Origin of the sequence: Planotetraspora thailandica (genome assembly GCF_016863335.1) — a bacterium.
Lineage (GTDB): Bacteria > Actinomycetota > Actinomycetes > Streptosporangiales > Streptosporangiaceae > Planotetraspora > Planotetraspora thailandica.
This window is the reverse complement of record NZ_BOOR01000045.1, coordinates 1-13,900: the sequence shown is the minus strand read 5'-3', so window position 1 is coordinate 13,900 and position 13,900 is coordinate 1. Positions and strand designations below refer to the sequence as shown.

16 protein-coding genes are annotated in these 13,900 nt (G+C 71.3%); 7 read left to right on the top strand and 9 right to left on the bottom strand.

What is annotated here, in order from left to right; translation table 11 throughout:
- Position 1 precedes the first annotated feature (1 nt).
- Positions 2-664: a response regulator gene (locus Pth03_RS27095; RefSeq protein ID WP_203947223.1), complete on the bottom strand. Its 663-nt coding sequence runs from the start codon at positions 662-664 to the stop codon at positions 2-4.
- Positions 652-1,830, bottom strand: coding sequence for a sensor histidine kinase (locus Pth03_RS27090; protein ID WP_203947222.1), 1,179 nt, complete (start codon positions 1,828-1,830; stop codon positions 652-654). The genes Pth03_RS27095 and Pth03_RS27090 overlap by 13 nt, the downstream gene beginning before the upstream one ends.
- A 157-nt stretch (positions 1,831-1,987) precedes the next feature.
- On the opposite strand from Pth03_RS27090, the gene Pth03_RS27085 reads away from it, so the two are divergent.
- Positions 1,988-2,374 (top strand): DUF6069 family protein, encoded by a 387-nt coding sequence (locus tag Pth03_RS27085; RefSeq protein WP_203947221.1) that lies wholly within the window; start codon positions 1,988-1,990, stop codon positions 2,372-2,374.
- On the opposite strand, the gene Pth03_RS27080 is transcribed toward Pth03_RS27085, so the two are convergent.
- Genes Pth03_RS27080 through Pth03_RS27070 form a run of 3 tightly spaced genes read right to left on the bottom strand, consistent with a single transcriptional unit; the run spans position 2,360 to position 4,727 of the window.
- Positions 2,360-3,460: a zinc-dependent alcohol dehydrogenase gene (locus tag Pth03_RS27080; protein WP_239119398.1), complete on the bottom strand. Its 1,101-nt coding sequence runs from the start codon at positions 3,458-3,460 to the stop codon at positions 2,360-2,362. The two genes, Pth03_RS27085 and Pth03_RS27080, sit on opposite strands and share 15 nt — an antisense overlap.
- Positions 3,461-3,475: 15 nt before the next feature.
- A complete protein-coding gene (locus Pth03_RS27075) occupies positions 3,476-4,300 on the bottom strand; it encodes a PIG-L family deacetylase (RefSeq protein WP_203947220.1) in 825 nt (274 codons plus the stop codon).
- A gap of 19 nt (positions 4,301-4,319) precedes the next feature.
- Positions 4,320-4,727, bottom strand: coding sequence for a DUF2809 domain-containing protein (locus Pth03_RS27070; RefSeq protein ID WP_203947219.1), 408 nt, complete (start codon positions 4,725-4,727; stop codon positions 4,320-4,322).
- 63 nt (positions 4,728-4,790) lie between these two features.
- On the opposite strand from Pth03_RS27070, the gene Pth03_RS27065 reads away from it, so the two are divergent.
- Positions 4,791-6,428 carry an ABC-F family ATP-binding cassette domain-containing protein gene (locus Pth03_RS27065; RefSeq protein WP_203947218.1) on the top strand — a complete coding sequence of 546 codons (1,638 nt, stop codon included), beginning with the start codon at positions 4,791-4,793 and terminating at the stop codon, positions 6,426-6,428.
- Here Pth03_RS27065 and Pth03_RS27060 read toward each other — a convergent pair whose 3' ends face one another.
- Positions 6,429-6,941, bottom strand: coding sequence for a MarR family winged helix-turn-helix transcriptional regulator (locus Pth03_RS27060; RefSeq protein WP_239119397.1), 513 nt, complete (start codon positions 6,939-6,941; stop codon positions 6,429-6,431).
- 69 nt (positions 6,942-7,010) lie between these two features.
- On the opposite strand from Pth03_RS27060, the gene Pth03_RS27055 reads away from it, so the two are divergent.
- The gene (locus tag Pth03_RS27055; RefSeq protein ID WP_203947217.1) at positions 7,011-8,462 is read left to right on the top strand and encodes an MFS transporter; all 1,452 of its coding nucleotides are present in this window, start codon (positions 7,011-7,013) and stop codon (positions 8,460-8,462) included.
- Between the two features lie 286 nt (positions 8,463-8,748).
- On the opposite strand, the gene Pth03_RS27050 is transcribed toward Pth03_RS27055, so the two are convergent.
- Entirely contained in the window at positions 8,749-9,414 is a 666-nt protein-coding gene (locus Pth03_RS27050) for a hypothetical protein (protein WP_203947216.1), read from the bottom strand.
- 97 nt (positions 9,415-9,511) lie between these two features.
- Between Pth03_RS27050 and rnhB the strand changes: the two genes are divergently transcribed.
- A complete protein-coding gene (gene rnhB / locus Pth03_RS27045; RefSeq protein ID WP_203947215.1) occupies positions 9,512-10,285 on the top strand; it encodes a ribonuclease HII in 774 nt (257 codons plus the stop codon).
- Positions 10,286-10,294: 9 nt separating this feature from the next.
- Here the strand turns inward: rnhB and Pth03_RS27040 are convergent, their stop codons facing one another.
- Both Pth03_RS27040 and Pth03_RS27035 read right to left on the bottom strand, forming a co-directional pair.
- Positions 10,295-10,741 carry a lipocalin-like domain-containing protein gene (locus Pth03_RS27040; RefSeq protein WP_203947214.1) on the bottom strand — a complete coding sequence of 149 codons (447 nt, stop codon included), beginning with the start codon at positions 10,739-10,741 and terminating at the stop codon, positions 10,295-10,297.
- Positions 10,738-11,637, bottom strand: a complete 900-nt coding sequence (locus Pth03_RS27035; RefSeq protein ID WP_203947213.1) for an NAD-dependent protein deacetylase — start codon at positions 11,635-11,637, stop codon at positions 10,738-10,740. The genes Pth03_RS27040 and Pth03_RS27035 overlap by 4 nt, the downstream gene beginning before the upstream one ends.
- Before the next feature lie 141 nt (positions 11,638-11,778).
- On the opposite strand from Pth03_RS27035, the gene Pth03_RS27030 reads away from it, so the two are divergent.
- The 3 genes from Pth03_RS27030 to Pth03_RS27020 form a co-directional block, all read left to right on the top strand.
- Positions 11,779-12,171: a PPOX class F420-dependent oxidoreductase gene (locus Pth03_RS27030; protein ID WP_203947212.1), complete on the top strand. Its 393-nt coding sequence runs from the start codon at positions 11,779-11,781 to the stop codon at positions 12,169-12,171.
- A gap of 109 nt (positions 12,172-12,280) precedes the next feature.
- Positions 12,281-12,949: an SRPBCC family protein gene (locus Pth03_RS27025; protein WP_203947211.1), complete on the top strand. Its 669-nt coding sequence runs from the start codon at positions 12,281-12,283 to the stop codon at positions 12,947-12,949.
- A 567-nt stretch (positions 12,950-13,516) separates the two neighbouring features.
- The coding region (locus Pth03_RS27020) for a discoidin domain-containing protein (RefSeq protein WP_239119396.1) at positions 13,517-13,900 on the top strand (384 nt) is incomplete at its 3' end.

The following is a 13,900-nucleotide window of genomic DNA, read 5'->3' as shown; positions in this document are numbered from 1 at the left end:
CTCAGGCTAACCCCGCGTCGTGCGCGAGCAGGGCGATCTGCGTCCGGTTCCCGAGGTTGAGTTTGGTCAGGATGTGCGTGATGTGGGCCTTCACGGTGCCCACACTCATCAGGAGTTCCGCTGCGATCTCCGCGTTGGTACGGCCACGCGCCACGGCGAGCACCACGTCGCGCTCGCGGGGGCTCAGGCCGGAAAGCGCGGCCCTGGCCCGTTCGTAGGAGCCGGCTTCGGTGGCGACGCGTTCCATCAGCCGCCGCGTGATCGTCGGCGAGAGCATCGGCTCGCCCGCGGCGACCCTGAGCACCGCGTCGACGATCTGCTGGGGCGGGGTGTCCTTGAGCAGGAAGCCGCTGGCGCCCGCCCTCAGCGCGAGAAGCACGTTCTCATCGGTGTCGAAGGTCGTCAGCACCACGACCTCCGGCGGGCCGGCACGGCCGCGGAGCCTGCGGGTCGCCGTCAGGCCGTCCACCCGCGGCATCCGCAGGTCCATGAGCACCACATGGGGTGCGTGGGCGTCGACGGCGGCCGGCACCTCATCCCCGTCGGCGGCCTCGGCCACCACCGCGATCCCGTTCGCGCCGTCGAGCATCAGGGAGAGCCCGGCCCGGACCAGGGGGTCGTCGTCCACGATGAGGACGCGTACGGCTCCGCTCACGCGGGCCATGGTAACCAGGCGCGCAGACGGAACTCACCCCCCGGAGTGATCTCGTGATCAAGCTGTCCCCCGGCGAGCCGCACGCGTTCGGTGAGGCCGACCAGGCCGACCCCGCTGCCGGGGACGGCGGGCTCCGTCGCCGGGTCCCGGCTCACGGGATTGCGGATGTCGACGACCAGCCGCCCGCCCGGCGACCCGCCGACCTCGACCGCGACGGCCTGCCCGGGGGCGTGCTTGCGGGCGTTGGTCAGCCCTTCCTGCACCACCCGGTACGCCGTGCGGCCGGCCGCAGGCGGCACGGACCCGGGATCGTCCACGCGGTTGTCGAACCGTACGGGCACGCCCGCGTCGAGAGACTCGCCGACCAGCCGGGGCAGGTCGGCCAGCACCGGCTGCGGCCGGCCGCTTCCGGGCTCGTCGGAGCCCTCGTCGCGGAGCAGGCTGATCACTTCCCGGAGTTCGCCGAGGGCCTGGTGCACCCCCGCGCGCACCACGCCCGCCGCCCGGGAAAGCTGTTCGGGTGAGGAGTCGGGGCGGAATTCCAGCGCCCCCGCGTAGGTGGCCACCAGGGACAGGCGGTGCGCCAGCACATCGTGCATCTCGCGGGCGATCTGGGTGCGCTCGGCGATCCGCGCCTCGGCGATCCTACGGCCCTGCTCGGCCTCCGCGCGGTGGGCCCGCTCGCGCAGCGAGACGATGAGCCCATGGCGGGCCCGTCCCAGCGCTCCCCAGCCGGCCAGCGCCGCGTAGGCGACGACCACCAGCACCAGCCACCAGCCGAACGACAGCCCGCCCGCCGGATAGAGCAGGCCCTGCACCACGTGCGCCACGATCCCGGCCGCCGCGACGCCGCTCGCGACGGGGAACGACCGCGACCGTGCGGTGTACCACGCGGCGACGGTGGCGGGCGGGGTGGCCGCCGGCGACACCGCCGCCAGCACCGCCAGCGCAAACGCCGCGGGAACGGGCCGGCGCAGCAGCACCGGCAACAGGGCGCAGCTCACCAGGCCTGCCACGATGTCGACGATCAGAGCGGCCGTGACGCCCTGGTCGACGTGCCGGCCCACGACCGAGAGCGCCACCAGCGCCCCCACCGCGAGCGTCACGGCGACTGTGACCGCCACGGGGGGCCGCAAACCCGATTCCTCCTGGTTTGTGCAGGCCTCGTCGTCCATCTGCCCAGGGTGGCACGTGCCCCTGTTCCCCGATACCGACCAAAGTCGATGCCATGCCCGACAGGAGTCGTACCGGCGGCCGCCGAACGGACGATGCGCGGCGCCCGGCTGATCGGTCATCGTCCTGGTCACGAACCCGATCTCGAAGGAGACACAGATGGCTGCTCACCGTGTGCGGCGGCTTCTCGCCGTGGCCGGCGCGTCCGCCGCCGCCGTGGCGGTGTGGGCGCTCGCCGGCCCCGTCGCCGGGGCCGACCTGTCCGTACGGCTCAGCGGTGTCGTGCAGGAGGTGGGGCCGGGCAGCGTCGTCGCCGCGAGCCTCGCGGCCGGACTGGCGGCGTGGGCGTCGCTCGCGCTGCTCGAACGGCTCACGACGCGGCCCCGCCGCAACTGGACCGTGCTCGCCGTCGCGGCGCTCGCGCTCTCGCTCACCGGGCCGCTCGGCAGCGGCATCGGCACCGCCGCCGTCCTGGTGCTGACGTGCATGCACCTGGTCGTCGGCGCCGTGCTCGTGCCGGGTCTCGCCCTGTCACGACGGCCGTGACGCCCGGCTCCGGCGGGGGTCGACGTGGATCTTCGGAGCGTCCCCCCACTCGGCCGGGCGTTCACCGGCGAGGACCGCGGCAACGTCGTCGAGGGTGACGGTCGCCGCCACGAGCGGGCGCGGGTCGACCGCTCCAGAGGCGTACAGGTCGACCGTGCCCGCAAGACCGCCCGAGGCGCTGAGCACGCCGACGGCCGTCACGTCCTTGAGCGCGATCGTGCGGGTGTCGACGAGGCTCGGCTCCCCCGCGAGCCCGATGAAGACGACGCGCCGCCCCGGCTCGACCAGGTCGACCGCGAGACCGGGCAGCGCGGCGGCGTTCGACGCGTCGATGACCGCGTCGAAGCGCAGCCGGGGCAAGGTATCGGCGGTCCACGCGTGCCCGAAGCCGAGGCGGCGGGCGAAGCTCAGCGACCGGTCGTCCTTGCCGAGCAGGTGCACGTCGATCCCCCGGGCCGCCGCGATCTGAGCCGCGAGCAGCCCGATCGTGCCGGGCCCCAGCACGAGCAGCCGCTCGCCCGGTTCGAGCGCCGCCCCCCGGACCGCGCGCAGCGCGTTGCCGCCCGGCTCGACCAGCGCGCCGAGGGCCGCGTCGACCGAATCGGGCAACGGCTGGAGGGCGTCCGCCGGAACCGGCAACTGCTCGGCAAGCCCTCCCGGCCAACCGTTGCGGATGCCGATCTCGAACCGGTCGGCGCACAGATGCCGGCGGCCGCCGTCGCAACGTTCGCATCGCCCGCACCCGAGCATCGTGTCGCCGGTGACCCGCCGGCCGATCCACGCCTGGTCGACGGACTCGCCGACGGCCGACACGACGCCCGCCCACTCGTGGCCGATGCGGAGGGGATAGCGGGCCTGTCCGGAATGCAGGTAGGCCATCTCGCCGGAGAAGAACTCGGCGTCCGTGCCGCACACTCCGGCACGCTCGACGTCGACGACCACCTCGGCCGGGCCGGGCTGCGGCCGGGGAACGTCCCGCACCTCCGCGCGGCCCGGTCCGGTGATGACGAACGCGCGCATGTGCTCCCGCGCCGTCCCGGCCGCGATGGCCGCGCGGTCGCCGTCTTCGATCCCCCGTCGCACCACCGACGTGTCCCTCGTCTACGCCCGCAGCCCGGCGAACAGGTCGTCCTCGTGGTCGGGGGCGGGAACGCGGCAGAAGTGCCGGATGAACGTCTCATGCGAGACCACGCGCTGCTGGGCCTCGTCCGGCATGCGCAGCAGGAAGATGTTCTGTCCCTGGCTCGCGTGCGCGGCCAGCGCCTTGAGCTTGTTCTCGGCGTACGGTGAGACGTCGACGACGCTGGTGATCAGCTCGTCGGGGGTGCCGAAGTCCTCCGGCAGTTCGAAGTCGCCCATGTCGACGCCGGAGGCCCGCATGAAGGCGAACATCTCGCGGATGCTCTCGCGCGGCACGGCGGCGTAGTACAGCTTGTCGGGGATGCCGGTGCCCAGCGTGGCGGCGACGGCGACGCGGTGCGCCTGGACGTGGTCGGGGTGACCGTATCCGCCTCCGCCGGTCTCGTCGTAGGTGACGACGACCTGCGGCCGGTAGCGCTCCATCAGCGCGCCGAGCTTGGCCGCCGACTGCTCCAGCGGCACGTTCGAGAACGCGCGGGGGTCCTCGTTGGCGGCCCAGCCCTGCATGCCGGAGTCACGGTAGCCCAGCAGCTCCAGATGGGCGATGCCCAGATGGCCTACGGACTCCCTCAACTCGGACAGCCGGACCTCCGCCACCGCGTCGGGGTCGTGGCCCTCCTCTCCGGGCTTCACGCCGCCGGGGCCGTCGCCCTGTTCACCGTTGGTGCAAGTGACCAGGACCGTGCGGATGCCCTCCTGCGCGTATCGGGCCAAAATGCCGCCAGTGCTCATCACTTCGTCGTCGGGATGGGCGTGGACGGCCATCACGGTCAGTTCTTGAGACATTCGATCCTCATATTCGTTTTCAGGCGGTGCTCCGGCGGGAGTCGCCTCCCCCATCCTGAAGCCCTCCCCCATCCTGAAGCACCGGGCGCCGGCGTGCTGCCACTGCGTGAGCCGTACCGGCCGCAGCGGCTCCCACGGCGTACCAGACCAGGTCGGGGGCGTTGAACGTGCTGCCGAGCACCGGCCTGAGCACGGCAGGCAGGTCGGCGAGCTGGGCGAACTCGATCAGCCAGCTGGCCCCGAGCGCGACCGCCGCGACCACGGCCGGGCGGGTGCGCGGCGCGGCAAGCAGCACGAGGAGGTACAGGAGCACGGTGTAGAGGGCGTCGCCCGCGTATTTGGCGAACGGCCCGTCGAGTGCCGCCCTGATGCCCAGCCCGGCGGCGATGGTCACGACGGCGGCTAAGGCGACGGCGACACGCGGCATGGGCCCACCGTAGCGGCGGCGACGGACATTTCCGCGCGGACCCTGGCTAGCATCGTTGGCGATATGAGCGCGACGATCGTAGTGAAGAACCTCGCGGCCGGTCACGGGGACCGCGTCCTGTTCTCCGGCCTCGACCTTGTGGTCGCCCCCGGCGACGTCATCGGGCTGGTCGGAGTCAACGGCGCGGGCAAGTCCACGCTGCTCCGCCTGCTCGCCGGCCTCGACGAGCCGGAGCAGGGCGGCATCGGCCTCACCCCCGCCACGGCGTCCGTCGGCCACCTGCCCCAGGAGCCCGAGCGCCGGCAGGGAGAGACCGTGGGCCGCTTCCTGGCTCGCCGCACGGGTGTCGCCCGGGCGCAGGCCGACCTCGACGCCGCGACGCAGGCGCTGGTCGACGGCCTTCCCGGCGCGGACGACGCCTACAGCACCTCGCTGGAGCGCTGGCTCTCGCTGGGCGGCGCCGACCTCGACGAGCGCGCCGAGGAGGTCGCCGCCGACCTGGGCCTGGCCGTCGGCCTCGACCAGCCGATGACCTCGCTGTCCGGCGGGCAGGCCGCCCGCGCGGGGCTCGCCTCGCTGCTGCTGAGCCGCTACGACGTGTTCCTGCTCGACGAGCCGACCAACGACCTCGACCTGGACGGGCTCGACCGGCTGGAGAAGTTCGTCGCCGGCCTGCGCGCCGGCACCGTGCTGGTCAGTCACGACCGCGAGTTCCTGGCCAGGACCGTCACAAGTGTGCTGGAGCTCGACCTGCCCCAGCAGCAGGTGCGGTTGTACGGCGGCGGCTACCAGGCGTACCTGGAGGAGCGCGAGGTCGCGCGGACGCACGCGAGGGAGCAGTACGAGGAATACGCGGACACCCGTGCCCAGCTCGAGGCCCGCGCCCGCGCCCAGCGCAACTGGATGGAGAAGGGCGTCAGGAACGCGCGCCGCAAGATGTCCGACAACGACAAGATCGGGCGCAACGTTCGGATCGAGTCCACGGAGAAGCAGGCCGCCAAGGCCCGCCAGACCGAGAAGATGATCGAACGGCTGGAGGCCGTCGAGGAGCCGCGCAAGGAGTGGGAGCTGCGGATGGAAATCGCAGCCGCGCCCCGGGCCGGGGCCGTCGTGGCCACCTTGCGTGGCGCGGTGGCCCGGCGGGGGCCGTTCACGCTCGGGCCCGTGAACCTGGAGATCGGCTGGGGCGACCGGGTGGCGATCACCGGCGCGAACGGCTCGGGCAAGTCGACGCTGCTGGCCGCCCTGCTCGGACGGCTTCCGCTCGACGAGGGGAACGCCGCGCTCGGCCCCGGCGTCGTGGTCGGCGAGGTCGACCAGGCGCGCGGGCTGTTCCTGGGCGGCGAGCCGCTGCTGGACGCCTTCGGCGCCCTGGTGGAGCCGATTCCGCCCGCCGACGTGCGCACACTGCTCGCCAAGTTCGGGTTGCGGGCCGCGCACGTGACGCGCCCGGCGGCGACGCTGTCGCCCGGCGAGCGAACGCGGGCGGCGCTCGCGCTCCTGCAGGCCCGCGGGGTGAACCTGCTCGTGCTCGACGAGCCGACCAACCACCTCGACCTGCCGGCGATCGAGCAGCTGGAGTCGGCGCTGGCGCACTACCCGGGCACCCTGCTGCTGGTCACACACGACCGGCGCATGCTGGAGGCGGTCCAGGTGAACCGGCGTCTCGTGGTCTCCTCCGGGCAGATCACCGAGGTCTGATCAGGACCTCCCGGCCGCGTCCCGCGGGGCCGTGCCGTACGAATGATCGGGGCGGGGCCAGAACCGCCCCTCCTTCTCCTCGATCTCGACGTTGAAACGCTCGAGGACGCGGGCGAAGGCGGCGAGGTCGTCGCGGCTCCAGTCGGCCAGCACCGTACGGAGGCCGTCGGTGGCCCAGGCGCGGTCGGCGTGCAGGCGGCGCAGGCCCTCGTCGGTGATCCGCACCTTGCGCGCCATCCCGCCGCAGGGGTCGGGGATGCGCTCGGCCACGCCCGAGCGCAGCAGCGCCGCGGTCTGCCGGTTGACGGTGGAGGTGTCGAGGCCGAACGCCTCGGCGAGCTGCCCGATCGACATGGGTCCCTCGATCTCGATCCGGCTGAGTAAGAGGTAGGCGCTGCGGTCGAGCCTGCGTTCGGCCGCGAACGCGCCCATGGCGACGTGGCGGCCGATCAGCCGCAGCTCGCGCTCGATCTCCACGATCTCCTCGTCCATGTCCAGCCCTCCCGGTCGCACCCCCCGATTATGCATGGTGCACACCATATGTAGGATGCATATCTCCTGGTCCGATGAGTTAAGGACATCATGAACACCACCTCTCCCGCACCGCGCAGCGGGGCGATCGTGAGCGTGCTCGCCGCCGCCGGCATCACCGTCTCGGTCATGCAGACTTTGGTCGTTCCCTTGATCCCCGACCTGCCGCGCCTGCTGCACGCCTCGGCGGCCGACGCGACCTGGGCGATCACCGCCACCTTGCTGGGCGGCGCCGTCGCCACCCCCGTCGTCGGGCGGCTCGGCGACCTGTACGGCAAGCGCCGGCTGCTTTTGATCAGCACGGCCCTTCTGGTCGTCGGCTCGCTGGTGTGCGCCCCGGCGAACACCCTGGCCCCGATGGTCGTCGGCCGCACGTTGCAGGGCTTCGGCATGGGCGTGATCCCGCTCGGCATCAGCATCATGCGTGACGTCATGCCGCCAGAACGGCTCGGCTCATCGATGGCGATCATGAGTTCCTCGCTCGGGGTCGGCGGCGCGCTCGGCCTGCCCGCCTCGGCCGCCGTCGCCGAGAAGGCCAGCTGGCACACGCTCTTCTGGGGGTCCGGCGCACTCGGCATCATCGCGGGCCTGCTGGTCCTGGCGTTCATCCCGGAGTCTCCGGTCCGCGCACGCGGGCGGTTCGACGTGGTGGGCGCGCTGGGACTGTCCGCGGGACTCGTCTGCTTCCTGTTGCCGATCTCCAAGGGAAGCGACTGGGGCTGGGGCAGCGCGACCACGCTGGGGTTGTTCGCCGCGTCCGTCGTGATCCTGCTGCTGTGGGGCGTCTGGGAGTCTCGCCAGGGGGCCCCGCTGGTCGACCTGCGCACCAGCGTCCGCAGGCCGATCCTGATGACGAACCTCGCCTCCATCGTCGTCGGCTTCGCGATGTACGCGATGTCCCTGGTCACGCCGCAACTGCTGCAGCTTCCCGAGGTCACCGGCTACGGCCTGGGCCAGTCGATGCTCGCGGCCGGCCTGTGGATGGCCCCTGCCGGCCTGGTGATGATGGCCGTCTCACCGGTGGCCGCCCGCCTGTCGGCCGCGCGCGGGCCGAAGGTCTCTCTGCTCACCGGTGCCCTGGTGATCGCGGCCGGGTACGCGCTCGCGCTCGGGCTGATGGGCAGCACCTGGGGCGTCCTGATCTTCGCGGCGGTCGTCAGCGGCGGAGTCGGCTTCGCCTACGCGGCCATGCCCGCCCTGATCATGGGCGCCGCTCCCCCGTCGGAGAGCGCCGCCGCCAACGGCCTGAACAGCCTGATGCGCGCCATCGGCACCTCGACGGCCAGCGCCGTCATGGGCGTGGTGCTGGCGCACATGACCGTCGGCCTCGGCCCGGTCACCGTCCCCTCGGAGGCCGGTTTCCGCGCCGACTTCATCATCGGCGCGTGCGTGGCGCTGCTCGCCGCCCTCGTCGTGCTGGCCATCCCCGGCCGTACGGGACAGGCGCTGGCCGGAAAGCCCGCCGCCGTGAGCGGCCCGGTAGCCGAAGGGTCCGCCGCCTAGCCACCCCTTGGGGCGATGCTGCGGTGCGTTCGGCCCGGCATCGCCCCTAGGTTGGGAGGCCCGACGGAAAGGACCTCCGCCGATGGCGACGTATGTTCTGATCCCGGGCGCGGGCTCGACCTCGTGGTACTGGCCGCGACGACCGGTTCTTCCCCGCGCTGTTCCAGCGGCGGGTGGTCCGTGAGCGGCTGGGTTTCGCCCCCGAAGAGATGGACGGCGGCCACCTGCCCGCGCTCGCCCGGCCGGCCGAACCGGCCGACCGCCTGGAGTCCTACGCGGCCGCGCTTCAGACGTTGACGAGGCCTATCACCATCGCGGAGATGAACGCCAGGCAGAGCCCTATGAAGCAACCGATCGGCCGGGCCTCCCGCATGGGGTCCTCAACCCCCCGCCACAACGGCCGGGATTCGAAGACCAGGAAGAACAGCGCGCCGACCTGTCCGATCGTGAAAAGCCAGAACCATGCCAAGCGGTTGGCCAGACGAGGCCGTTTCGTGCCCAGCATGATGATCAGCGTGATCCACCAGGCGATCTGCACCAAGCGGCGCGTGCCCTCGTCGGGGACGCGCAACGGCCAGGCGGCCACGATCCACTCGCCGACGCTCTCATAGTCGTTCCGGTGCATGACCTCCGTCCACCCGCGTGGAGGCAGGGGTCTGTCCAAATAGCGGGAGTAGAGATCCGTGCTGTGGTACCACGCCAGGGGGCCGGTCGACCAGCGCAGGTCTGCCAGCGGCTCCAGCTTCGAGTGGTCCAGCTTGTCGATCACATAGGTGACCCGGCCGGCGTTCCACGCCGCCCAGAACTCCTCGGCGGAACGTTCCCGGGGGAACACGCTGACAACGATGACCAGAACGCCCCACAGCAGCACGGCCAGCAGGACCACGCGCACGCACCGACCGGCGATCGCGTACGGCCTGCGCAGGACCAACGGTTCCTGAACGGTCTCCATGCCCACCCCCGGGTGTCCCCTCTGCGGAGATCAGGGTGATTGTCCGGTACGGAAGCGCACGGCGCAATGGATCTCGCAGTCCTGACATGATGGCCCGATGAGGAAGCCGGACGATCAGGTCACCACGAGCGTGCTGCCCGGCCTGCCGGAGGCGGCCCCGCCACCGCGGCACCACGTCGCCGGCTACGAGATCGAGGAGTCGCTGCGCGCCTCCGGCGCGGTCCGGATCGCCGGGGTGGACGAAGTGGGCCGGGGCGCGTGGGCGGGGCCCGTCGTGGTCTGCGCGGCCGTCACCGACCTCACGCCGCCGCCCGAGCTTCCCGGCCGCGGGTCCCGCACCGTACGGCTCAGCGACTCCAAGCTGCTGACGGCCCAGCACCGCGAGGCGTTCGCCGCGCTCCTTCCCGGCTGGCTGGCCGGTCATGCCATCGGCGAGTCCAGCGCGGAGGAGATCGACGAGGTCGGCATGACCGAGGCCCTGCGCCGCGCGGCCCAGCGGGCGCTCGACGCGCTGCCGGAGCGGCCCGACGCGGTGATCCTCGACGGCAAGCACGACTTCCTGAGCAGGCCGTGGCGGGTCAGGTGCGAGATCAAGGCCGACCAGCGCTCGGTCACCGTGGCCGCCGCCTCGGTGCTCGCCAAGGTCCATCGCGACCGTCTGATGGCCGGGCTCTCCGGCGACCATCCGGATTACGGCTTCGCCGAGAACGCGGGCTACCCCTCCCCCGTCCACCAGGAGGCCCTGTCGGCGCTCGGCCCCACACCGCATCACCGAATGACGTGGTCCTACCTCGACGACCTGCCCCAGTGGCGGCACCTGCGCAAGCATCGCGACCCGCTCGCGGGATCGGGACAGATGACCTTGCTGTGACCGGGCCGGTCAGATCCGTTCCCAGGTCAGCACGTCGTCGCGCCGCGTCGCGCCGATCACCCCGCGCCCGGCGGGGCCGAGCCGCAGGGTGCGGCCGTCGACGCTCGCCGTACGGCGCTGCGCGCCCGACACCCAGTTGGGGAAGAGGCTGACGGCGACGTCGTGCACGACCGTCTGCCCGTCGGGCACGTGGAACGGCCCGGCGTAGGCGATGTAGCCGAGCGCGGCGGCGGCGAGCTCCTCCGGCCGCCCCTCGTCCAGCGCGCTCCCGGCGAAAGGGGTCCGGTCACTGCGCATGACCTGGACCGACACGTGGCCGCCGGGTGTGTAGACGATCAGCCCGTCGGGAGCGTCGCCGTACGGACGCACGATCTCGCCGGTCCGCACGCTCGTCGCCTCGTAGGAGACGAGACGCCACGTGCCGATGAGGGCGGCACGCAGTTCCTCCGCCGTCACAACCCGGCCTTCGGGTCGAGCCGCGACACCAGTGAGGTGAGGGCCCGGCCGAGCGGGGCGTCAAGGGCCATGCGGGCGTCGGAGTCGCCGCGCGTGGGCCCCTGATTGATGATCACGATGGGGATGCCGTTCTCGGCGGCATGCCGGACGAAGCGGTACCCGGACATCACCGTCAGCGACGACCCCAGGACCAGCAGCAGGCCGGCCCGGCCGGTCAGGTCGTAACATTCGTCCACCCGGGGGCGCGGCACGTTCTCCCCGAAGAAGATCACATCCGGCTTGAGCACGCCGCCGCAGGTGTGGCAGTCGACGACCGCGAAGGTCTCGACGTGATCGTCGGATATCACTGCGTCGCCGTCCGGGTTGATCACTCCGGCTTGCCCGTGCCAGTCCCGGTTGGCCGCGTGGAGGCGCTCGTCGAGCATCCGCCGCGGCGTCCGCTGCCCGCAGCCAAGGCACCGCACGCGGTCCAGGCTGCCGTGGAGCTCGATGACCTCCCGGGCGCCGGCCGCCTGGTGCAGGCCGTCGACGTTCTGGGTGATGATGCCCGCGACCAGGCCGCGGTCCTGGAGCGCGGCGACCGCGTGGTGGCCGGCGTTGGGTTCGGCGCGGGCGATGTGCCGCCATCCCAGATGGCTGCGCGCCCAGTAGCGGCGGCGGGCCGCGACGCTGCCGGTGAAGGTCTGGTAGGTCATCGGGTCCGCCGGCCGCGAGCGGCCGGTCTTCCCCCGGTAGTCGGGAATGCCGGACTCCGTCGACAGGCCGGCGCCGCTGAGGACGACCACATCGCCTGCCGCCACGAGCTCGGCCAGCACCTCCAGGGACGGAGCGTGGAGACCGTACGTCACACCGTCCGGCGCATCGCCTGTCACGTCGTCCGTGATGTCGTCCGTCATGTCGCGCGGCACATCGTCCGTCACATCAGACAAACCACTAAGACCCTCATCTATCGCCCGAGTCACATCTCCATGGTGCCGGACGCCCGCGCATGCCCCGGCACCGGGAATCGTCGATCGCCTGTGTTACGTTCACCGATCATGAGTGCGACGATTCCCGCCGACCTGGTCGACCTGCTCGAACGACCTATCTTCGGCAACCTCGGGACGATCCGGCCCGACGACACCGTGCAGGTGAACCCGATGTGGTTCGAGTACGACGGGGAGAACATCCGGTTCACCCACACGACATACCGCGCCAAATACCGCAACCTTCAGCGGAACCCGTCCATGAGCCTGCTGATCGTCGACCCCGACGACCCGATGCGCTTCCTGGAGGTCCGGGGCAGCCTCGTCGACGTCGTGCCCGACCCCGAAGGGCAGTTCTACGTGCGGCTGGGCCGCCGCTACGGGGACGCCGACACTCCCCCGCCGCCGGACAGCAAGGACCGCGTCATCCTCGTGATGAGCATCACCAAGACCACGCGGAAGTAGGTCGTCGTGCGGTGACGGCGGGCTCGCGCGTTTAGTCCTCCAGCGTGGGGCAGGGCAGTCATGAGGTCACACACCGTGACAGCCCAGACGCACCAGAGAAGGAGGAGGCATGAGCTCGATCGAACATGCCGTCGATGTGAATGTCCCGATCCGCACTGCGTACAACCAGTGGACCCAGTTCGAGACCTTTCCTGAGTTCATGGAGGGCGTCGAGTCGGTGAAGCAGCTCGACGACACCCGTACCGACTGGGTCGTCGAGATCGCCGGAATCCGCAAGGAGTTCGAGGCCGAGATCACCGAACAGCATCCCGACGAGAGGGTCGCCTGGCGTTCGCTCGACCGTCCGAGGCAGGCCGGCGTGGTCAGCTTCCACCGGCTCGAGCCGGACAGGACCCGGGTGACCCTCCAGATGGAGTACGACCCCGAGGGCTTCACCGAGAAGGCCGCCGACGCGCTGCAGATCGTCAAGCTGCGGGTCAGGGGCGACCTGGAGCGATTCAAGGAGTTCATCGAGTCTCGGGGCGGCGAGACGGGAGCCTGGCGCGGCGACGTGCCCAGCCCGCACCAGCGCGGCCGTGACGAGAGGACGCCCACCGGCGGAGGCTCCGGCTACGACGTCGGCGAGCCGATGCCTCCGCAGCCGGTGAACCCCGAGTATCCGCGCGAGACGCCGCTGCCTCCCCCGGGCCCCGGCGTGCTCCCGCCGTCCCGCGGGATCAACCCGCCCCCCGGCCCGGGCCCCGTGCCGCCCCGCGACACCCCCGGCCCCGTCATCTGACCCCATCTCGTGCGCGTGATCATGCAGAAGTTCGGAAACGTGGGGCAAACAGGTCTCGTGATCATGCAAAAGTTCGCCGGCTCATAGCTCTACCTGCACCGATACCCATCGTGATCATGCAGAAGTTCGTGGATGGGCAGTGTGACCTGCGCACACACCAATCGTGATCATGCAATCGGCGCCTTCCGATGCTCGAGTGCATGATCACGATTCGCGTATGGGCAGGCCAAGGCCACTTTCATCGAACTTCTGCATGATCACGATTGGTGTTCGGCCAGATCAGGGCCCATCCCGGCGAACTTCTGCATGATCACACCCAAAAGGTGGGGCCGGCGGTCGGAGAGCGCTTCCACGCGACACCCGGGACCGCGATCACCGAGGGGCCCAATTTTCCGGTGAACGCCATGTTTCTATTGGATCACCTTGACGATCTGACAAACGTCAGTGAGGCTAACAAACTGAGAGAGCGCTCTCTGACATCCGTCGCAGGACCGTCACGCGTCGCAACCCCCCGGGGCGGACGCGTCCGGTGCTGGTATCACCACGTCAGGAAGTGCCATGCCACTGATGTCACCCCCCACACGCTTCATGGTCCTCCGCGGTCGGTCTCTCCTGGCGGCGCTGGCCGCCGTCGTGGCCGTGCTGCTCGTCGGCTACACCGCCGTCACCGCGCCGGCGCAGGCGGCCGACACCCTGCTGTCCCAGGGCAAGACGGCCACCGCCTCCTCCCAGGAGAACGCGGCGACCTCCGCCTCCGCCGCCGTCGACGGAAACTCGGGCACCCGCTGGTCGAGCGCCTTCAGCGACCCGCAATGGCTCCAGGTCGACCTCGGCGCCAGCGCCACCGTCAGCCAGGTCGTGCTGAACTGGGAGGCGGCCTACGCCTCCACCTTCCGCATCCAGGTCTCCCCCAACGGCACCACCTGGACCGACATCTACTCCACGACCACA